Annotated in this window: 21 protein-coding genes; 10 read left to right on the top strand and 11 right to left on the bottom strand. The window is 67.1% G+C overall.

All coding sequences use genetic code 11. From position 1 onward, the window contains the following. Positions 1 to 30 precede the first annotated feature (30 nt). Complete coding sequence (gene ffh, locus INQ41_RS04555; protein WP_193986613.1) at positions 31 to 1,398, bottom strand: signal recognition particle protein; 1,368 nt, start codon at positions 1,396 to 1,398, stop codon at positions 31 to 33. A gap of 242 nt (positions 1,399 to 1,640) precedes the next feature. Between ffh and INQ41_RS04550 the strand changes: the two genes are divergently transcribed. After that, positions 1,641 to 2,429, top strand: coding sequence for a cytochrome C assembly family protein (locus tag INQ41_RS04550; RefSeq protein WP_193986611.1), 789 nt, complete (start codon positions 1,641 to 1,643; stop codon positions 2,427 to 2,429). Between the two features lie 22 nt (positions 2,430 to 2,451). Here INQ41_RS04550 and INQ41_RS04545 read toward each other — a convergent pair whose 3' ends face one another. Both INQ41_RS04545 and purE read right to left on the bottom strand, forming a co-directional pair. After that, on the bottom strand, positions 2,452 to 3,624 hold the full coding sequence (locus INQ41_RS04545; protein ID WP_193986603.1) for a 5-(carboxyamino)imidazole ribonucleotide synthase: 1,173 nt from the start codon (positions 3,622 to 3,624) through the stop codon (positions 2,452 to 2,454). Beyond that, positions 3,621 to 4,124 (bottom strand): 5-(carboxyamino)imidazole ribonucleotide mutase, encoded by a 504-nt coding sequence (gene purE, locus INQ41_RS04540; RefSeq protein WP_193986601.1) that lies wholly within the window; start codon positions 4,122 to 4,124, stop codon positions 3,621 to 3,623. The genes INQ41_RS04545 and purE overlap by 4 nt, the downstream gene beginning before the upstream one ends. Positions 4,125 to 4,244: 120 nt before the next feature. Here purE and INQ41_RS04535 point away from each other — a divergent pair, with 120 nt between their 5' ends. Genes INQ41_RS04535 through INQ41_RS04525 form a run of 3 tightly spaced genes read left to right on the top strand, consistent with a single transcriptional unit; the run spans position 4,245 to position 5,688 of the window. Then, positions 4,245 to 4,514: a Trm112 family protein gene (locus tag INQ41_RS04535; protein WP_193986599.1), complete on the top strand. Its 270-nt coding sequence runs from the start codon at positions 4,245 to 4,247 to the stop codon at positions 4,512 to 4,514. Then, positions 4,511 to 5,374: a carboxylating nicotinate-nucleotide diphosphorylase gene (nadC, locus tag INQ41_RS04530; RefSeq protein ID WP_193986597.1), complete on the top strand. Its 864-nt coding sequence runs from the start codon at positions 4,511 to 4,513 to the stop codon at positions 5,372 to 5,374. The genes INQ41_RS04535 and nadC overlap by 4 nt, the downstream gene beginning before the upstream one ends. Positions 5,375 to 5,376: 2 nt before the next feature. After that, on the top strand, positions 5,377 to 5,688 hold the full coding sequence (locus INQ41_RS04525; RefSeq protein ID WP_193986595.1) for a DUF3301 domain-containing protein: 312 nt from the start codon (positions 5,377 to 5,379) through the stop codon (positions 5,686 to 5,688). On the opposite strand, the gene INQ41_RS04520 is transcribed toward INQ41_RS04525, so the two are convergent. The 6 genes from INQ41_RS04520 to INQ41_RS04495 form a co-directional block, all read right to left on the bottom strand. After that, positions 5,681 to 6,223, bottom strand: a complete 543-nt coding sequence (locus INQ41_RS04520; RefSeq protein ID WP_193986593.1) for a ClpXP protease specificity-enhancing factor — start codon at positions 6,221 to 6,223, stop codon at positions 5,681 to 5,683. The genes INQ41_RS04525 and INQ41_RS04520 overlap by 8 nt on opposite strands. Positions 6,224 to 6,291: 68 nt before the next feature. Further along, on the bottom strand, positions 6,292 to 6,927 hold the full coding sequence (locus INQ41_RS04515) for a glutathione S-transferase N-terminal domain-containing protein (protein ID WP_193986591.1): 636 nt from the start codon (positions 6,925 to 6,927) through the stop codon (positions 6,292 to 6,294). A gap of 88 nt (positions 6,928 to 7,015) precedes the next feature. Continuing rightward, the gene (locus tag INQ41_RS04510) at positions 7,016 to 7,747 is read right to left on the bottom strand and encodes a cytochrome c1 (RefSeq protein WP_193986589.1); all 732 of its coding nucleotides are present in this window, start codon (positions 7,745 to 7,747) and stop codon (positions 7,016 to 7,018) included. A gap of 46 nt (positions 7,748 to 7,793) precedes the next feature. Continuing rightward, positions 7,794 to 9,053: a cytochrome b gene (locus INQ41_RS04505; RefSeq protein WP_193986587.1), complete on the bottom strand. Its 1,260-nt coding sequence runs from the start codon at positions 9,051 to 9,053 to the stop codon at positions 7,794 to 7,796. Positions 9,054 to 9,056: 3 nt separating this feature from the next. Beyond that, positions 9,057 to 9,734 (bottom strand): ubiquinol-cytochrome c reductase iron-sulfur subunit, encoded by a 678-nt coding sequence (petA, locus tag INQ41_RS04500; RefSeq protein ID WP_193986585.1) that lies wholly within the window; start codon positions 9,732 to 9,734, stop codon positions 9,057 to 9,059. Positions 9,735 to 9,887: 153 nt separating this feature from the next. Next, entirely contained in the window at positions 9,888 to 10,775 is an 888-nt protein-coding gene (locus INQ41_RS04495) for a lytic transglycosylase domain-containing protein (protein WP_193986583.1), read from the bottom strand. A gap of 181 nt (positions 10,776 to 10,956) precedes the next feature. Here INQ41_RS04495 and miaB point away from each other — a divergent pair, with 181 nt between their 5' ends. Next, a complete protein-coding gene (gene miaB / locus INQ41_RS04490; RefSeq protein WP_193986581.1) occupies positions 10,957 to 12,354 on the top strand; it encodes a tRNA (N6-isopentenyl adenosine(37)-C2)-methylthiotransferase MiaB in 1,398 nt (465 codons plus the stop codon). A 36-nt stretch (positions 12,355 to 12,390) separates the two neighbouring features. Here the strand turns inward: miaB and INQ41_RS04485 are convergent, their stop codons facing one another. Beyond that, a complete protein-coding gene (locus tag INQ41_RS04485) occupies positions 12,391 to 14,100 on the bottom strand; it encodes an amidohydrolase (protein ID WP_193986580.1) in 1,710 nt (569 codons plus the stop codon). Between the two features lie 87 nt (positions 14,101 to 14,187). On the opposite strand from INQ41_RS04485, the gene INQ41_RS04480 reads away from it, so the two are divergent. From INQ41_RS04480 to corA, 5 genes are all read left to right on the top strand, one after another. Then, the gene (locus tag INQ41_RS04480) at positions 14,188 to 15,174 is read left to right on the top strand and encodes a PhoH family protein (protein ID WP_193986579.1); all 987 of its coding nucleotides are present in this window, start codon (positions 14,188 to 14,190) and stop codon (positions 15,172 to 15,174) included. A 28-nt stretch (positions 15,175 to 15,202) separates the two neighbouring features. Continuing rightward, positions 15,203 to 15,676 carry an rRNA maturation RNase YbeY gene (ybeY, locus tag INQ41_RS04475; protein WP_193986578.1) on the top strand — a complete coding sequence of 158 codons (474 nt, stop codon included), beginning with the start codon at positions 15,203 to 15,205 and terminating at the stop codon, positions 15,674 to 15,676. A gap of 84 nt (positions 15,677 to 15,760) precedes the next feature. After that, positions 15,761 to 16,648 carry an HlyC/CorC family transporter gene (locus INQ41_RS04470; RefSeq protein ID WP_193986577.1) on the top strand — a complete coding sequence of 296 codons (888 nt, stop codon included), beginning with the start codon at positions 15,761 to 15,763 and terminating at the stop codon, positions 16,646 to 16,648. Next, entirely contained in the window at positions 16,641 to 17,855 is a 1,215-nt protein-coding gene (locus INQ41_RS04465) for a lipoprotein N-acyltransferase Lnb domain-containing protein (protein ID WP_193986572.1), read from the top strand. The genes INQ41_RS04470 and INQ41_RS04465 overlap by 8 nt, the downstream gene beginning before the upstream one ends. 16 nt (positions 17,856 to 17,871) lie before the next feature. Next, positions 17,872 to 18,885: a magnesium/cobalt transporter CorA gene (gene corA, locus INQ41_RS04460; RefSeq protein WP_193986570.1), complete on the top strand. Its 1,014-nt coding sequence runs from the start codon at positions 17,872 to 17,874 to the stop codon at positions 18,883 to 18,885. Between the two features lie 49 nt (positions 18,886 to 18,934). On the opposite strand, the gene INQ41_RS04455 is transcribed toward corA, so the two are convergent. Continuing rightward, positions 18,935 to 20,182, bottom strand: coding sequence for a DUF819 family protein (locus tag INQ41_RS04455; protein ID WP_193986568.1), 1,248 nt, complete (start codon positions 20,180 to 20,182; stop codon positions 18,935 to 18,937). Positions 20,183 to 20,211: the final 29 nt, after the last annotated feature.

The following is a 20,211-nucleotide window of genomic DNA, read 5'->3' as shown; positions in this document are numbered from 1 at the left end:
AGGGGATCGCGTACAGCAAAGGGAAGTGGCTCAGCCGAAGGGCATCCCGCCGCGTCCGCCCATCATTCCCTTCATGCCGCGCATCATGCCCTTCATACCGCCGCGGCCGAGCTTGCCCATCATCTTTTCCATCTGCTGGTACTGCTTCATCAGCTTGTTGACCTCGGCCGGCGTAGTCCCGGCGCCGCGGGCGATGCGGGCCCGGCGCGAGCCGTTCAGCAGCGCCGGATTGCGTCGCTCCTTGGCGGTCATCGAGTTGATGATGGCCACCAGGCGCGGCACTTCCTTGCCGGTCACCTGCGACTTCACCGAATCAGGCACCTGGCCCATGCCCGGCAGCTTGTCCATCAGGCTGGAGATGCCGCCCATGCTCTGCATCTGCTCGAGCTGGTCGCGCATGTCCTCCAGGTTGAACTTCTTGCCCTTGGCGACCTTCTCGGCGAGTTTCTGTGCCTTGTCCTGGTCGACCTGGCCCTCGACCTGCTCCACCAGCGAGAGCACGTCGCCCATGTCGAGGATCCGGCTGGCCACCCGGTCGGGATGGAACACGTCCAGACCGTCGGGCTTCTCGCTGACACCGATGAACTTGATCGGCTTGCCGGTGATGTAGCGCACGCTCAGCGCGGCGCCGCCGCGCGCGTCACCGTCGGTCTTGGTCAGCACGACGCCGGTCAACGGCAACGCCTCGCCGAACGCCTTGGCCGTGGTCGCCGCGTCCTGGCCGGTCATGGAATCGACCACGAACAGCGTCTCCACCGGGTTGACCGCCGCGTGCAGGGCCTGGATCTCTGCCATCATCGCCTCGTCGATCGCGAGGCGACCGGCGGTATCGACGATCAGAACGTCGATGAAGGACTTGCGCGCGTCCTCGATCGCGGCGCGCACGATCGCTTCTGGCTTCTGGTCGGTGCTGGACGGGAAGAAGGTGACGTCGACCTGCTCGGCGAGGGTCTTCAGCTGCTCGATCGCGGCCGGGCGGTAGACGTCCGCGCTGACCACCATGACCTTCTTCTTGCGCTTGTCCTTGAGGTGCTTGGCCAGCTTTGCGGTCGTGGTGGTCTTGCCCGCGCCCTGCAGGCCCGCCATCAGGATCACCGCCGGTGCAGGCACGTTGAGGTTGAGCTCGTTGGCCTGCGAGCCCATCACCGCGGTCATCTCGTCGCGCACGACCTTGATCAGCGCCTGCCCCGGAGTCAGCGACTTGAGCACTTCCTGACCCACCGCGCGCACCTTGATCCGCTCGATCAACGCCTGCACGACCGGCAACGCCACGTCGGCTTCCAGCAGGGCTATGCGCACCTCGCGCAGCGATTCGCGGATGTTCTCCTCCGACAGGCGGCCGCGGCCACGCAACCGCTCGATGGTGCCGGACAGGCGCTGGGTCAGGGATTCGAACATGCGGAGGTACCCGGAGAAGGACGGTGGAAAGATGGTCGCCAAGTATAGCCCGCGGCAAACCGGCTACTGCGTGCGCGCGTCCCGGCCGCGTTTGCACGCACACCGCCTGCCCCGGGCGCGCTCGCCGCATGCGAAGATCACGCGGGCTCCCACGCTGCGTGGTCGGGCGGCACCCTCAAAATCCCTTGTGCGGCGCGGTTGGCGCGAGCCAGCGGGCGTTCGCGCCGTGAGACACTTTGCCGATGACAATCGTTCTCATCACCGTTCTTCTCTATCTGCTTGCCACCGGCCTGCTGGTCGCGAATTTCGCCAGCAGTGAAGCGGCCGGTCGCGCCTGGCTGGCACCGGCGATCGGTGCGGTGCTGCTGCATGCCGGCACCCACCTGGCGGCCTGGCACGGGATCGGTGGCGCGGACATGCACTTCTATGCCGCGCTCTCGCTGGTTTCGCTGGGTATGGCGGCGATGACGGTGGCAGTGGGCGCCAAGGGCCGGATGGCTGCCTTGGGCGTGGTGGTGTTCCCCTTGGCTGTGCTTACGCTGGGGGGCTACCACCTGCACGGCCATATCGCGCCCGAGATGCTTGACTGGCGCCTGCAGTTGCACGCCTGGACCGCGCTGCTGGCCTACGCAACGCTGGCCTTGGCGGCGCTGCTGGCGATCATGCTCTGGCTGCAGGAACGCGCCCTGCGCCGCCGCAGCATCCACGGCTGGCTGCGCGCCCTGCCGCCGCTGGTGGAACTGGAGACGCTGCTGTTCCGCACCATCAAGGTCGGCTTCGTGCTGCTTTCGGCGACCCTGCTCACCGGCGTGCTGTTCGTCGATGACCTGCTGGCCCAGCATCTGGTCCACAAGACGGTGCTCAGCGTGTTGTCCTGGCTGACCTTCGGCGCGTTGCTGGTCGGTCGCTGGCGGTACGGCTGGCGGGGCGCGGTTGCGGTGCGCTGGACACTCGTGGCGACGGCGCTGCTGGTCTTGTCGTTCTTCGGCAGCAAGTTCGTGCTGGAGCTGGTGCTGCAGCGCACGAACTGAGGGACGCCGGCCCCAGCCCCATCTAGCCGTTGGTGGCTTCCGACGCGGCGTCGGTCTCGCGCAGCCGGGCGACAACCGGTGCCACCTGCTCCTGCCGGCCCAGTGCTTCGCCGACGCGCTCCAGCGCGCAGGCGAGCTCGTCGACAGAATCGGTACGCAATGTGGCATGCCCCACCTTGCGGCCCTCGCGCGCGGCCTTGCCGTAGTCGTGCCAATGCCCGGATGGCTCGGCAAGCACCGCCTCGGGTGAAGGCATCGAGCCCAGCCAGTTGAGCATGCAGGCGTGGCCGAGCATCCGCGTGGAGCCCAGCGGCAGTCCCAGCACGGCGCGCAGGTGGTTATGGAACTGGCTCGTCTCCGCACCTTCGATGGTCCAGTGACCGGAGTTGTGCACGCGCGGCGCCATCTCGTTGGCCAGCAGCTCGCCGTCGCGACAGAACAACTCGAGTGCGAACACGCCGATGTAGTCCAGCGCGTCGGCGACCTTGCGGGCGTGGCTGGTTGCCTGCTCGGCCAGCGCATCAGTCACGTTGGCCGGCGCCAGGCTGGCCGACAGGACGCCGTCGACGTGCCAGTTCTCTGTCAGCGGCCAGCTGCGGAACCCGCCGTGACGATCGCGCACCGCGACCACGCTCAGCTCCCTCTCGAAGTCGACGAAGCCTTCCAGGATCAGTCCAACCCTGGACGCCTGCGCGCCCAGCGCGTCCCACGCAGCGTCGGCATCGCCCGCCGAGCGCAGGCGGAACTGCCCCTTGCCGTCGTAGCCCAGACGTCGGGTCTTGAGGATGCAGGGCGTGCCGACGCGCGCAATCGCCTCATCCAGCTGCGTGCGGTTGTCGACCACCGCGAACGGTGCGACGGGAATATCCAGTTCGCCGAACAGGGTCTTTTCCGCCAGTCGATCCTGGGCGACCCCGAGCGCGCGGGGGTTCGGGTACACCGGCACACGCTGGAGCAGCGAGTCGGCCGACGCCGCGGGCACGTTCTCGAAATCGAATGTGGCCACGTCGGCGCGCGACGCGAACTCCTCCAGCGCCGGCGCATCGTCGAAACCGCCGTTCACCATCGGCGCGACATGCGATGCGCACGCGTCGGCCGCTGGATCGAGGACGACGAACCGCGCGCCCAGCGGCGTCCCCGCCAATACCATCATGCGCGCCAGCTGGCCGCCTCCAAGGATGCCGACTGTCTTCATTGGCGCGGATCGTCGCTGCCGGCGACCTCGGCGGTCTGCCGCGCGCGGAAGGCATCCAGCGCCGCGGCCACATCGGCATGGTCGGCGGCCAGCATCGCCGCCGCAAACAGCGCCGCGTTGGTGGCCCCGGGGTTGCCGATGGCAAACGTGGCGACCGGCACGCCGGCCGGCATCTGCACGATGGACAGCAGGGAGTCCATGCCGTTGAGTGCCTTGCTCTGCACCGGAACGCCCAGCACCGGCACCGCCGTCTTCGCCGCCAGCATGCCGGGCAGGTGCGCCGCGCCGCCCGCACCGGCGATGATCGCCCGCAGGCCCCGCCCGGCTGCGGTGGCGGCATAGTCGAACAGGACGTCGGGCGTGCGATGCGCCGACACCACCCTCACCTCATGCGCGATCCCCAGGGCCTCCAGGCGCGCGGCCGCATGCTGCATCGTCTCCCAGTCGGAACGGGAGCCCATCACAAGGCCGACCAGCGGCGCCTGCACGGTGTCTGTCATGGTTGGACCCTACGGCAAAACGGTATTCTACCGGGCACACACGCAAGCGCCACGAGCGCGCGCGTCCCCACCATGCCGTCCGCCGCGCATCGCGGACCGATCATTGGAGAAACCGCCCAGATGGACCGCAAACTGCTCGACCTGCTCGTGTGCCCGACGACCCGCCAACCGCTGGCGATGCTCGACAGCCGCAGCCTGAAGTCGCTCAACGAGGCGATCGCGGGTGGCGGCGTGCTGCGCGCTGATGGCAGCCCACAGACAGAAGCGCTTCGCGAGGCTCTGGTGACCCGCGATCGTGCGCATGTCTACCGCGTGGACGACGGCATCCCGGTCCTGCTGGCAGAGGAAGCGATCGCGTCCCGGCAGGTCGACGGATTTGCGCCCGCATGAGCGAGCCGCTGCACGCCCCGGACTGCGTGGCCGACGATGTATCCCGCGCGCTGGCGGAGGACATCGGCGGCGGTGACGTGACCGCCGCGCTGCTGTCGGACCACGCCGACTCGGCCTACCTGCTGTGCAAGGAAGACGCCGTGGTGTGCGGTCGTCCGTGGTTTGATGCCTGCCACCGCGCGCTGGATCCCGACGTCCGCATCCGGTGGCACGTCGCAGAGGGCGATCGCGTGCAGGCCGGAACCGTGCTGGCCACATTGGAAGGCCGCGCGCAGGCGCTGGTCACCGCCGAGCGCACTTCGCTCAATTTCATGCAGACCCTTTCCGGCACCGCCACGACGACCGCGCAGCATGTCGCTGCCGTCGCCGGGACCGGCACCCGGATCCTCGACACCCGCAAGACCATTCCAGGACTGCGCCGGGCGCAGAAATACGCCGTGCGCGCCGGGGGCGGGGTAAACCATCGGATCGGTCTTTTCGACGCGGTGATGTTGAAGGAAAACCATGTCCGCGCCGCCGGTTCGATCGCCGCGGCGATCCAGGCCGCGCGGAGGTTGCAGCCCGACCTGCCGTTGATTGTGGAAGTGGAGACACTGGCCGAGCTGCGCGAGGCGTTGGACGAGGGCTGCGACCGCATCCTGATCGACAACTTCGACGCAGCGACCCGACGCGACGCGGTGCGCATCAACGCCGCGCATGCGCGCCCTGCGCCGCTGGAAGTCTCAGGCGGCGTCGACCTTGCCGGACTGCGGGCGATCGCCGAGGACGGGGTGGATTTCATCTCCATCGGCGCCCTGACCAAGCACGTCCGCGCCATCGACCTCTCGCTCAAGCTCGGCGCGCCGCCGATGGCCGGCTGACCATGCCCACGATGCTGATCGTGATGATCGTCGGATCAGTGGCGTTTGCTTTCTGGAGCGCGGGCCGCGGCGCCGCCGAACGCGCGGAGGTGCTGGGCCGCGAGGCCTGTTCGGCGGCGGGTGTGCAGTTGCTGGACCAGACTGTGCACGTGATGCGCATGCGCCTGTACCGCGGCGAGGACGGCTGGCTGGGATGGGAGCGGACGTTCCGCTTCGACTACTCGCGCGACGGCGAGGACCGCCATGTCGGTCGGCTCGTCCTGCGGGGCGGCCGGATGGTCTCTTTCGCCGGTCCGGTCGACCAGGCTACTTGACGACCCGAAGGTGCCCGCCGCGTCGCGGACCGGACGGATCGGTTCCGTCGCCATCGGGCGCTGGATCATCGTCGTTGTCTTCCGCGTCACTGTGGATGCGCTCTGCGCCGGAGGCGTCGCTGGGCACCGCGCTCAACGCTGGCCGCTGCGTTGCCGCTCCCTCGGAGCTCGGGTGCGCGTTCTGACCGGCGTCCGCCTCATCGCCGGTCTCATCGGGCAGCACCATGCCCTGCCCGGTCTCGCGCGCATAGATCGCCACCACCGCGTGGGTGGGCACGGAAATCGATTGACTGACGCCGCCAAAACGGGCGCTGAAGCGGATCAGCTCGTTGCTCATCTCCAACCCGGAGACCGCTTGCTGGGCCACGTTCAGAACGATGCGCCCCTCACTGACGGCATGCAGCGGTACCTGCACGCCGCTGCGCGTCGCATCCACCAGCAGGTGGGGCGTCATGTCGTTGTCGGCGATCCACTCATACAGCGCCCGCAGCAGGTACGGGCGGTGACTGGTCATCACTGGGGTTTCGTCGTTCATGCGACCAGTTTAGAACACCGACCGCGATTCCGGGGACGGCGTCGCGTGGCTTCGGTAGCGCTGACGGCTCAGACCGGCAGTTCGTTCAGCCGCCGCTCCTGTTCGGTCAGGCTGCGCGCGAATCCGGGGTTGCGGAAGATGCGGCTGCCGTAATCCTCCAGCGCCTTGCCATCCTTGGGCAGCGTCACGCCGAGCGACGGCAGGCGCCAGATGATCGGCGCCATTGCGCAATCGGCCAGGCTCATCTCGTTGTTGATGAAGAACTTGTATGCCTTGAACAACGGCACCGAGGCAGTCAGCAGTTCTTTCAGCCGCTTGCGCGCCGCCTCGGCCTGGGCCTTGGTGCCCATCTGGATCGCCTGCACCTGCGGCACCCAGTCGTGCTCCAGGCGCAAGGTGGCCAGGCGCAACCGCGCACGCGACAACGGATCGACCGGCATCAGGGGCGGATGCGGGTACCGCTCATCCAGGTATTCGCTGACGACGCTGGCTGCATAGAGCACCAGATCGCGCTCGACCAGGGTCGGCACGGAATGGTACGGGTTGAGGTCGATGAGGTCCTCCGGCGGATTCTGCGGATCCACCGAAATCAGGTCGTAGGTAACGCCCTTGGACGCCAATACCAGCCGGACTCGATGACACAACACACAATCATTCGAGGAAAACAGGGTAAGGGCATTGCGCATACGGGGGCTTGACGCCATTTTCGACCTCTCCAACGCCCGGAATCCGCCGGACGCAAGACGCCATCCACCCAGCGTGGACAGTCGTCACGACCTCAACTACGACTCATCAGTGCACGTCGCGCCAGTACTCCTTGTTCAGCAGCCAGGCGAAGAACGTGAACACCGCAAGAAACAGGATGACCCAGACGCCGATCGCCGGACGCTTCAGGATCGCCGGCTCGCCGGCGTATTCGAGGAATGCGGTGATGTCCCGTACCGACTGGTCGAACTGCTGCGCATCCATGCTGCCCGGCTGCGTGATCGTCAAGCCGGTGATCATCCGGTTGCCGCTCGCATCGGCCGCGCCGTACTCGGCGTGCTGCAGGCCCTGCATCTCCCACAGCGGGTTGGGCATGGCCACGTTCGGGAACAGGCTGTTGTTCCAGCCCAGCGCCGTCGAATCATCCAGATAGAACGACTTCAGGTAGGTATACAGCCAATCCGCACCCCGCACACGGGAAATCACGCTCAGATCAGGCGGTGCGTTGCCAAACCACTCCGTGGCGCCGTCCTTCGGCATGGCGGTTTCGATGTGGTCGCCGAACTTCGCATCGGTGAACACGAGGTTTTCCATCACCTCGTCCTCGGTCAGTCCCAGGTCGGTGGCCATGCGCGAATAGCGCAGGTACTTCAGGGAGTGACAGCCGGCGCAGTAGTTCAGGTAGAGCTTGGCACCGCGTTGCAGCGACCCGCGATCGTTGAGATCCGTATCGGCTTGCTGCAGCGCGCCACCGCCGGCGGCGAACGCAGCGGCCGACACCAGCAGGCCGGCAACGAAGAGGACAAGTTTGGCAACCATGTTCGATTTGACCGTGAGGGAGCGCGGAGAGAGGGAGATCAACGGACTACCCATGGGTCGTCACCCGCTCTGGCACCGGCTTGGTTTTGTCGATCTTCGTCCACAACGGCATGGTGATGAAGAACGCGAAGTACAGGAACGTCAGCACCCGGCCGATCTGGGTCTCCACCGGGTCGGTACCCGGCCCGGCGCCGATCTTGCCCAGCCAGATGAAGCACACCACCAGCATCGTCAGCATGGTCTTGGTGATCCAGCCCTTGTAGCGGACCGAGTTGACCTTGCTGCGGTCAAGCCAGGGCACGGCAAACAGGATGGCGATCGCACCGAACATCACCATCACGCCGCCCAGCTTGTCGGGAATGACCCGCAACATCGCGTAGAACGGGGTGTAGTACCAGACCGGCTTGATGTGCTCCGGCGTCACCAGGCGGTTGGCCTCGACGAAGTTGTCGTGTTCCAGGAACCAGCCACCAAAGGCCGGCGCGAAGAAGATGATGAACGCCGCGACCATCAGGAAGAAGCCGATCCCGACCAGGTCGTGGACGGTGTAGTACGGATGGAACGGAATCCCGTCGGCGGGCTTGTTGGCATCCCAGCGGTTGCCCTTGGGGCCCTTCTTGATGTCCACGCCGTCGGGGTTGTTGGAGCCGACCTCATGCAACGCGCCCAGATGCAGCACGACCAGCAGCAGCAGGACCAGCGGCAACGCGATCACGTGCAGGGCGAAGAAGCGACCCAGGGTCGCATCGGAGGGCAGGTAATCGCCCATGATCCACTCGGTCAGTTCCGGCCCGATCACCGGGATCGCGCCGAACAGCGAGATGATCACCTTGGCGCCCCAGAACGACATCTGGCCCCACGGCAACACGTAGCCCATGAAGGCTTCGGCCATCAACACCAGGTAGATCAGCATGCCCAGGATCCACACCAGCTCGCGCGGCTTGCGGTACGAGCCGTACATCAGCCCGCGGAACATGTGGATGTAGACCACGATGAAGAACAGCGAGGCACCGGTGGAGTGCATGTAGCGGATCAGCCAGCCCCACTCCACGTCGCGCATGATGTACTCGACCGAGGAGAACGCCTCGGCGGCGCTCGGCTTGTAGTGCATGGTCAGGAAGATCCCGGTGAGGATCTGGTTGACCAGCGCCACCATCGCCAGCACGCCGAAGTAGTACCAGATGTTGAAGTTCTTCGGCGCGTAGTACTCGGTCATGTGCTTGCGGTAGACCGGCATCATGCCGGGCGCACGCTCGTTGACCCAGTCCATCACGCCATTGGCGCTACGGGTGAAGATGTTCGCCATGGCTCAGGCTGCTCCCTGGTTGGAAGAGGGATCAAGGCCGATCACGATGGTGTTGTCGTCGGCATAGAAATGCGGCGGCACCAGCAGGTTGGTCGGTGCCGGAACGCCGTCGTACACCCGACCGGCCATGTCGAACTTGGACTTGTGGCAGGGGCAGAAATAACCACCCTTCCACGCCGTGTCGAAGGGTTCGGGACGGATTTCCGCCTTCATCTCCGGCGAGCAGCCCAGGTGCGTGCACAGGCCGACCAGCACGGACACCTCACGCTTGATCGAACGCAGCTCGCGGAACTCTTCCAGCACGTATTCGGGCTGCTGGTCGGGGTTCTCCGACATCGGGTCACGCAGGTGGTCGTCCAGGGTCGGCAGCGCCTCAAGGATGGCCTCGGTCCGGCGCACGATCCAGATCGGCTGGCCGCGCCATTCGCGCACGAGGCGCTGGCCGGCTTCCAACGGGGTGATGTCGACGGTCACCGGCGCGCCGGCCTGCTTGGCCCGCTCGCTGGGGTTCCACGACTTGATGAACGGCACAGCCGCAACGCCAGCGCCCACGGCGCCGATCACGGCGGTGGTTGCGGTAAGGAAACGGCGACGACCCTTGTTGACGGGCTCGTAGACGGGATCGCCAACGGGATCACCGACAGGCACGTGTTGAGGATCATTGACCCCTGGGTTGGTCATCCGGCACTCCGCAAAGCTGGTAATCGAAGCTCCACCGCGCACCCGGCACCTTGGCGACGGTTGGCGGCTCATAAAGACGTGGAAGTGTAACGGATGGATGAACGGCCCGACAATCCGATCTGGCCGCCGCGGCGCCCTTTTCCGTCACTGGTATCAATTGGTTGCGCGGTAGCGCTCGGCGAGCACACCGACGCGCTGCACGTAGCGCTGGGTTTCGCTGTAGGGCGGAACACCCTTGTACTTGTCCACCGCGCCCTCACCGGCGTTGTAGCCGGCGGCGGCGAGGGTCAGGTTGCCGTCGAAGCGCTTGAGCAGCCAGGCCAGGTATTCCACCCCGCCCTGGATGTTCTGCCCGGCATCAAAGGCGTTGTTGACCTTGAAGCGGCGGGCGGTGGCCGGCATCAGCTGCATCAGCCCCTGCGCACCGACCCGCGAGAGCGCGTTGGGATTGAACGCCGACTCGGCATGGATGATCGCGCGCACGATCGCCTCATCGATGCCGTGGGAGCTGGCGGCGGCCGCGATCTCGTCGCGGTAGGCCTCACGGTTCAGGCGCACGTTGCCGAAATTGACCGCCGTCGACGAGCCGCAGGCGAAGCAGGTTTCCACATAGCTGTAGGCAATGGCGCGAACCGGTCCGGCAGTGGCCACGCCCTTGGGCCGGGTGCTGCTGTAATGGCGCACGCCGTCCTTGATGTAGGAGTAGACCTGCCCCTGGACGCGGCGCGATCCGCCACTGCCGGTCTTCACCGGTGTGACGGGAGCGGCGTTGGTGAGGAAGGTCGCAGGCGCAGAGGGATCCGGCGACGGGCGCGCTGCCACGCTCGCCGTCGCGACCGCCGGCGTGCTGGCAACGGCCGCTGGCGATGGCCGGGCCGGTGCCGGATCGGTGCTGACCACGCGGCACTGGGCCCCGGGGATTCGCTTGCTGACGTAGCTGCGTGTGCCGTCGGGCGTCTCGCAGCGGTAGACGCTGCCGGCGACGGCAGGTACGGCGGCCAGCGCAAATGCCAGACCGATGACTAGACTTGACCCCCTCATGAACGGGAGTGTCACCTTTCACGCCCGCTTTGCCAAGTGTGCGCTAGCGAAAACGCGACACCCTTCGCGCTCCTCGGCCGTTAGACTGGTGCAACCCTCCATCCATTACAGGCCTGGCGCGGGCGTCCCGCTTCGAAGTCCGAAGTCCTGACGCCGCATTCTGCGCCAGCCCGGACCCGCCATGACCGATCCCACGACCTTGACGCTGATTGCCGATGAACCCGCCCCGGCGACGGCGCCGCGCGGGAAGCTGTTTATCGAGACCCACGGTTGCCAGATGAACGAGTACGACTCGGCCAAGATGGCCGACGTCCTCGCCGCCTCCGACGGGTTGGAACTGACCACCAACGCGGCCGACGCGGACGTGATCCTGATCAATACCTGCTCGATCCGCGAGAAGGCGCAGGACAAGGTATTCAGCCGGCTGGGGCGCTGGAAGTCGCTGAAGAAGGATGGCAAGCCGGTGCTGATCGGCGTGGGTGGCTGCGTGGCCAGCCAGGAAGGCGAGGCCATCGTCAAGCGCGCGCCCTATGTGGATCTGGTGTTCGGGCCACAAACCCTGCATCGCCTGCCCGAGCTGATTCGCGAGCGGCGCGAGTCCGGCCTGCCCCAGGTCGACATCAGCTTTCCGGAGATCGAGAAGTTCGACCGGATGCCCGAGCCGCGGGCGGAAGGGCCGTCGGCGTACGTGTCGATCATGGAAGGCTGCAGCAAGTACTGCAGCTTCTGCGTGGTGCCCTACACCCGCGGCGAAGAGGTCAGCCGGCCGTTCGAGGACGTGCTGGTCGAAGTCGCCCAGCTCGCCGCGCAAGGCGTGCGCGAGATCCACCTGCTGGGCCAGAACGTGAATGCCTACGCGGGCATGATCAGCGGCGCAGACGGGCTGGCGGAGATCGCCGACCTCGGCCTGCTGGTGCGGACGATGGCGCAGATGGACGGTGTCGAGCGGATCCGCTTCACCACCTCGCACCCGCTGGAGTTTTCCGACTCGCTGGTGGAGGCCTACCGCGACGTCCCGGAGCTGGCCAACTACCTGCACCTGCCGGTCCAGGCCGGCAGCGACCGCGTGCTGGCGGCGATGAAACGCGGCTACACCACACTCGAGTTCAAGCAGAAGATCCGCAAGCTGCGCGCGGTGCGACCGGACATCTCGATCTCATCGGACTTCATCGTCGGCTTTCCCGGCGAGACCGAGGCCGACTTCGAGAAGACGATGAAGCTGATCGAGGACGTCGGTTTCGACCAGTCCTACTCGTTTGTCTACTCGCGTCGTCCCGGCACGCCGGCGGCGGACCTGGAGGACACCACGACCGACGCCGAAAAGCACGCGCGGTTGGCGCGCCTGCAGGCGGCGATCAACGACAACGCGCGGCGGATCAGCGAATCGATGCTCGGCAGCACCCAGCGCGTGCTGGTGGAAGGCCGATCACGCCGCGATGCCAACGAGCTGACCGGCAAGACCGAGAACATGCGCTCGGTCAACTTTGCCGGCGATCCGGCGATGATCGGCCAGTTCGTCGACATCGTGGTGACCGACGTGATGGCCAACTCCCTGCGCGGGCGGGTGGCGCTCGCCTGACCCGCTGCACGGTCCCGGTTGAACAGTCGCGGCGATTCAGTCGACCTTGCCGATGTAGACGGCCTCGCCGTCGACGTAGGTTCCCAGCACCGTCAGCTCGCGCAACTGTCGCGGATCGATCTGCAACGGATCCTGCGCCAGCACGACGAAGTCGGCGCGCTTGCCGACTTCCAGGCTGCCGATCTCGTCCTCGTCGAAACTGGCATAGGCCGCGTCCAGGGTGAATCCACGTAGCGCCTCGAAGGCGGTCAGATTCTCCTCCGGCTGCCAGCCACCGGCCGGCATGCCCTCGGCGTCGGCGCGGGTCGTGGCGCTGTACAGACCCAGGCGCGGATCCACCGACTCCACCGGGAAATCCGAGCCCAGTGCCAGGCGCGCGCCACTGTCGCGTAATTCGCGCCAGGCGTAGGCATGCTCGATCCGCTCCGGTCCCAGACGGTCCCCGGCCCAGGCCATGTCGCTGGTCGCGTGGGTGGGCTGCATCGATGCGATTACCCCCATCGCCCCCAGTCGCGGCAGGTCCGTCCCCGCCAGGACCTGCGCATGCTCGATCCGCCAGCGGTGGTCCGATCCGAGCTTGTTGCCGAGGGCGCCGGCGTAGGCATCCAGCACCGCGCGGTTGCCGCGGTCGCCGATCGCATGGGTAGCGACCTGCACGTTGCAGCGCCGGGCCTTGGCTGTGACCCTCGCCAGCTGCTGCTCCGATGCCAGCATCAGTCCGCGGTTGCCCGGGTCGTCGCTGTAGTCCGCCAGCAAGGCCGCGCCGCGACTGCCGAGGGCGCCGTCGGCGAAGACCTTGACGGCACGCATCTGCAGGCGACCGCCGGGGTGTTGATAGAGGCCGCCGCGGCAGAGTGCGTCCAGTGCCTCGCCGTCGCCATCGGCCATGGCATAGACGCGCATCGGCATCTCGCCGCGGTCGGCCAGTTGCTGGTAATGCTTCAGCGTAGACAACGACACGCCCGCATCGTGCACACCGGTCAAGCCGTGCGCGACGGCGGCTTGCATGCCCAGCGCGAGCGCCTGCGACGCCACTTCGTCCTCAAGCTCGGGCACGAGGGCGTCGATCAGCGTCATCGCCTCGTCGATGAAGATTCCGGTGGGACGGCCCTGGGCATCGCGCTCGATCCTGCCGCCATCGGGCTGCCAGTCGCCGCTCAGGTCGCGCTCGACCAGCGCCAGCGCCGCGCTGTTGGCCCAGGCGGCATGGCCGTCCACCCGGCGCAGCCAGACCGGCCGGTCGGGGAACACCGCGTCCAGATCGCCGGCCGAGGGGAACTGCTTCCCGGCCCAGCGGTTCTGGTCCCAGCCGCGTCCCAGCAGCCAGGTGCCGTGCGGCAGGTCGGCGGCGAAATCGCGCAACCTCCGCACCGCCTCATCCTTGCTGGTGGTCCCTGCAAGATCGGCGCGCATCGCGTTCAGGCCGAGTCCGGCCACGTGGCCGTGGGCGTCGATAAGGCCCGGCACGACCGTGGTCGGTCCCACATCCAGCAACGCGGCAGCTGGAAACTGTGCCTGCACGGCGTCGCGGGTGCCCAGGGCGAGGATCCGGCCGTCACCATCGAACGCCATGGCCTGCGCGCGCGGGCGGGCGACATCCATGGTGTGGATCCGGCGTGCGACCAGCACGGTGATATCGGCCGGAGCGGCGCGCGAATGCGCCGCATCGACCGCCGTCCATGGCAGCGCGCAGGCCGCCATGGCGGCGACCAACAATTTCCCCTGGATCGCGTGGATCGCCCGCATGCCCTGCCCCTCGCTGGATGAATCCGGACACTTTGCGAAAACCCGACCGCGGGTGCAAGCTGACGTGCCACGCAGGACCTTGACCCCATGGCGCCATCCACCGTTTCCGAGTTTGCGCTCGACCCTCCCGGGATCGAGCGGCTGGCCAATCTGGCCGGGCCTTTCGACGGCCACCTGCGCATGATCGAACTGCGCACCGGCGTGGAGATCGCCAATCGCGGCAACATCTTCCGCCTGACCGGGGCCAAGGCCGCCGTGCGCACGGCCGAGAAGGTGCTGCGCGAGCTCTGGCGCGAGGCCGGCGACGACACGCTCGACGAGCACGCCATCCATCTGGCCCTGTCGGGCTCGGACGCATCGCAGGTCGCCGATGCCGACGTGGAGCCGCAGGAAGTGGTGATCCGCGTCAAGCGCGGCACGATCCGCGGCCGCGGGCCCAACCAGCAGAAATACCTGCACGCCATCGCGACAAACGACATCAACTTCGGCATCGGCCCGGCCGGCACCGGCAAGACGTTCCTGGCCGTCGCCAGCGCGGTGGAGGCCTTGAACGAGTCACGCGTGCAGCGACTGGTGCTGGTGCGGCCGGCGGTCGAGGCCGGCGAGAAGCTGGGCTTCCTGCCTGGCGACCTGTCGCAGAAGGTCGATCCGTACCTGCGCCCGCTCTACGACGCGCTGTACGAAATGCTCGGCGTGGAGAAGGTGCTCAAGCTGCTGGAGCGCAACGTCATCGAGATCGCCCCGCTGGCCTACATGCGCGGGCGCACGCTCAACGATGCGTATGTGATTCTTGACGAGGCACAGAACACCACCATCGAGCAGATGAAGATGTTCCTGACCCGGATCGGCTACGGCAGCACCGCGGTGGTCACCGGCGACCTGACCCAGAACGACCTGCCCAAGCACGTGAAGTCCGGTTTGAAGGATGCTGTGGACGTGCTGCGCGAGGTGGACGAGGTGAGTTTCACGTTCTTCGAGTCGCACGACGTCGTCCGCCATCCGCTGGTCGCCCGCATCGTGAATGCCTACGAGGCCCGCGACGCGCGCGAAGCCGGCGACGCGGGCATCCCCTGAACCCGACCCTGAACCCGAGTCCATGGCGATGACACTGGGCCCTACCATTCTCGAGGTCTCCGTCAGTTACGGACTGCCGCGCCGGGGCATCCCGTCCCCGCAGAGCTTCCGGCGATGGGCGGCCGCCGCGCTGGACGGCCGCATCCGCGAGGCCGACCTGGCCATCCGCCTGGTGGACGACCGCGAGGGTCTGGCGCTCAACCGCCATTACCGGGGCAAGGACCACCCGACCAACGTGCTCAGCTTTCCCGCCGACCTGCCCAACGGGGTGACCCTGCCGTTGCTGGGGGACCTGGTGATCTGCGCCCCCGTGGTCGCCCGCGAGGCGGCCGAGCAGAACAAGCGGGTCAACGCCCACTACGCCCACCTGACCGTGCACGGCATCCTGCACCTGCTGGGCTGGGACCACGAGGACGAGCGCGAGGCCGAGTGCATGGAGCAACTGGAGCGCGAAATCCTCGCCACGCTGGACATTGCCGACCCCTATCTCACCGGCGAATAGCCGGCGCGATGACGCGGCCGCGACCATGGCATGCGCTAGACTCGCGCTGACGTCCATCCCCCGGGCGTATCCCGAATGCGAGCAATGTCCGAGGACGACAGTAGTACTTCCACCCCTGCCTCCGCGCACGAGCTGCCGGACCGCAACGACAAGCGCCGGTCCTGGTTCGAGCGCATCAGTTCCGCGTTGTCCGGCGAGCCCACCTCACGCGAGGATCTGGTCGAGCTGCTTCGCGACTGCCAGTCCGACGGGCTGATTGAAGCCGACACCCTGACGATGATGGAGGGCGCGATCGCGATCTCCGACCTCAGCGTGGGCGATGTCATGATTCCGCGCTCGCAGATGGTGATGCTGCCGGCCGACATGCCCTTCCAGACGCTGGTCGAGCAGGTGGTTGAATCGGGCCATTCGCGCTTCCCCGTGCACGGCGAGGACAAGGACCAGATCACCGGCATCCTGCTGGCCAAGGACCTGCTGCAGGGCGTGGTCGCCGACAACGGCGTGCCCAGCCTGCACGCACTGGTCCGGCCGGCGGTGCTGATTCCCGAGTCCAAACGCCTGAACATCCTGCTGCGCGAGTTCCGCCAGTCGCGCAACCACATGGCTATCGTCATCGACGAGCACGGCGGCGTGGCCGGCCTGCTGACCATCGAGGACGTGCTGGAGCAGATCGTCGGCGACATCGACGACGAGCACGACGAAGCCGAGGATCCCGACGCGCTGATATCCGCCCAGGCCGACGGGCACTTCATCGTCGACGCGCTGGCGCCGATCGAGGATTTCAACGACCACTTCGGTGCCGATTTCGACGATGACGAATACGATACCATCGGCGGGCTGGTGATCGCCGCGATCGGCCACCTGCCCGAAGCGGGCGAGGAGCTGATGCTGGGACGCTTCGTGTTCCGGGTCGCCAGCGCCGATGCGCGCCGGGTGCACACCTTCCACGTCAGCGTTCTCGGCGATGCCTGAGGCGGGCGCGCCGCCCTCGCGCTGGCTCGCACTCCTGGCGGCTCCCGCCGACCTCGTGCCGCGTCTGTTGCTGCTGGTGGCGCTGCTGCTGTGCGGGTTCACCGTCGCTGCGGCCCCGCGGATCGGCGTGGTGACGATGCAGCCCGGGGAGATCTTCTTCGAGCGCTTCGGCCACAACGCGATCCTGGTGGATGACCCGGCGAAACGCACGGCGATTTCCTACAACTTCGGCTATTTCGACCCGACCGAGCCGGACTTCATCGCCCGCTTCATCCGCGGAGACATGCGCTACCAGCTCGTCGCCCTGCCGCTGCAGGACGATCTCGCCTACTACCGCGACGTGGGCCGCGGCGTCAGCCTGCAGTGGCTCAACCTGCCCCCGGCGGATGCTGCCGAGTTGGCAGCGGCCCTGGCCGAGAATGCTCGGCCCGAGAACTCCCACTACCGCTACGACTACTTTCTCGACAACTGCTCGACCCGGGTCCGCGATGCGCTGGACCGGGCGCTCGACGGCGGGCTTGCACGGCAGATGGGCGGATCGCGCGGGGACACCTTCCGCAGCGAGGCGACCCGCCTGGCGTCGCCGGATTTGCCGATGTGGCTGGGCTTTGACCTCGGCCTTGGCCCGGCCGCCGACCAGCCATTGTCGAACTGGGGCGATGCGTTCGTACCGATGCGCCTGGCCGCCTCGCTGCGCGACGCGCACGGCGCGGACGGCGTACCGCTGGTGGCCGAAGAACGGGAACTGCTGCCGCACCGGTTGGATCCGGAGCCGGCGGAGACCCCGCGGCGTTGGTGGCTGTGGCTGCTGGCCGGCGTGATCGTCGGGGGCGCGCTCGCTTGGGCCGGGCGCGTGGCACCGCGCGCGGTTGCCGGCCTTGCCCTGCCGTTCTGGGCGCTCTCGGGCGTCATAGGCGCTTTGATGCTCTTCATATGGTTCGCCACCGCGCACCGCTTTGGATGGGCCAACTACAACCTCCTGCTGATGAGTCCGCTGGCATGGGCGCTGCTGCCGGGGGGCTGGCGCCTGACACGCGGGCGCGCACCCGGTCGCTGGTTCGACATACTGCTGCGGGCCATGCCGGTGCTGGCGACGATCGGTCTGTTCACGCACTGGCTGCAGTCGCTGCCCCAGCAGAATCTTCACTGGATCGTGCTGGTGCTGCCCCTCCACCTCGGGCTGATGCTTGGCCTGCGGACCCGTTGACCGGAAGGCCCTGCCGATGTCCGAAACCCCCGCTGCCGCGCCCTACATCGCCCTCCCCCGCAGCGTGATGAGCTGCGCGGTCTACTCGGCCGACGGTGTCCGGACCGACATTGACCTGGATTCGATCAGCGATGCACTGGCGGTCGACGACGGGAGCTTCGTCTGGGTTGGCCTGTATGAGCCGGACGGCCGCGTGCTGAACAAGCTGCAGAAGGAGTTCGGCCTGCACGACCTGGCGATCGAAGACGCCGGCAATGCGCACCAGCGACCCAAGATCGAGACCTACGGCAATTCCCTGTTCATTGCGCTGCACACCGCGCAGAACATCGAGGGGGCGCTCAACTTCGGCGAGACCCATCTGTTCGTCGGCCCGCGCTACCTGATGACGGTCCGCCACGGGGCGTCCAGCAGTTACGGCGACGCCCGCGCCCGGATGGAGCGCGAGCCCGACCTGCTCAGGCACGGCCCCTCCGCCGCGCTGTATGTGGTGCTGGACATGGTCGTGGACCGCCTGCTGCCGATCGTGGACGAGTTCGGCAACGCGCTCAATGCGCTGGAAGCCGACATCTTCGCCGATGAGTTCGACAAGAAGACGGTGCAGAAGCTCTACGACCTCAAGCGCGAACTGACCCGCCTGCGCTTGGCGGTGGCGCCGCTGCAGGACGTGTTGTCCCACCTCGCCCGCCCGCGCGCCGACCTGATCGACGAGGAGATGCGCCTGTATTTCCGCGACGTGCTGGACCACGCGGTCCGCATCAACGAGAACACCGACACCCTGCGCGAAATGCTGACCGCCGCGGTCAACGTCAACCTCGCGCTGGTCACGGTGCGCCAGGGCGAGGTGGTCAAGCGCATGGGTGCATGGGCGGCGTTGCTCGCCGTCCCCACCCTGGTGACCGGCTGGTACGGCATGAACTTCGACGTCATGCCGGAGCTGCATGGACGCTTGAGCTATCCCCTGCTCGCGGTGCTGGTCGCCGCGGGCGTGTTTTCCCTGTATCGCGCGTTCAAGCGCTCCGGCTGGCTGTAGCCGGACGGCTCAACCGGGCGCACTCAGCAAGCGCGACCCACCAGCCTGATCAGCCGGCCATGAATTGCAGGCCGATGCCGGTGATGTAGGCGAAATACGTGCCCAGCGCATACCCGACCACTGCCAGCAAGACGCCAACCGGCGCCAGTGACGGATGGAACGCGCTGGCCACCACCGGCGCCGAGGCCGCACCGCCGATATTGGCCTGCGAACCGACCGCCAGGAAGAACAGCGGCGCTCGGATCAGCTTGGCCACGCCGATCAGGAGCACGGCATGCACGGCGATCCACATCACGCCCAGCGCGAGCAGCGTGGGCCGGTCGGCGAGCGCCTTCAGGTCCATCTGCATGCCGATGGTCGCGATCAGGACGTACAGGAACACGGACCCGATCGTGGACGCGCCTGCACCCTCCAGCTGGCGGGCGCGGGTGAAGCTGAGCAGCACGCCGAAGGTCGTGGCGAACACGACGATCCAGAAGAAGCGCGAATCCAGGCTGTAGTCCTGCAGCCGCCAATCCAGCGGCAGCGAACGCACCCAGTCCACCAGTGGCGCGGCCAGGAAGTGCGACAAACCGGTGATGCCCAGCGCGATCGCGAAGATCAGCATGAAGTCCGCCATGTTCGGAATGCGGGCGTGCTCGGCCTGGTAGCTGGCGATCTGCTGCTTCAGGCTTTCGATCGCGGAGGTATCGGCGTTGACCCAGCGGTCGAATGCGTCCGCGCGCGGGGCGAGGAACAGCAGGACCGCGAGCCAGAGGTTGGCCACGATCACATCGATCGCGATGAACTGGCCAAACAGGGTCGGCTCGACCTCGAAGACCTCCTTCATCGCCGCCTGGTTGGCACCGCCGCCGATCCAGCTGCCGGCCACGGTCGTCATGCCGCGCCAGGTTTCCCCGGCGACAGTCTCCGGATGGATCAAACCCATCGCCCAGAACGAGACCCACGCCCCTATGACCACACCGGCGGTGCCGGTCAGGAACATGATCACGGCCTTGGGCCCCAGCCGCAGGATCGCGCCGATGTCCATCGCAACGCAGAACAGCACCAGCGCGCTGGGCAACAGGTAATCGCGCGCCATCGGGTACAGGCCCGAAGCCGCGCCGTCGATGAGGCCGAAGCTGTTGTAGAGCGCCGGCACCAGGTAGCAGACCAGCAGCGCCGGCACGATGTTGTAGAACTTCTTCCAGAACCCGCTCGGACGCGAGGCGGTCCAGAACACGGCCCCCAACGTGACCGCAAGCAGCCCCAGGACGACGGCGTCGTCGGTGATCAGCGCGGCGCTTGCATCAGGCATGGTGGAACTCCGGAGAAATTGCGGGCATC

Origin of the sequence: Lysobacter ciconiae, from assembly GCF_015209725.1 — a bacterium.
Classification (GTDB): Bacteria; Pseudomonadota; Gammaproteobacteria; order Xanthomonadales; family Xanthomonadaceae; genus Novilysobacter; species Novilysobacter ciconiae.
Note: the sequence above shows the minus strand (reverse complement) of the source record. Positions and strands in the feature narration are given on the sequence as shown.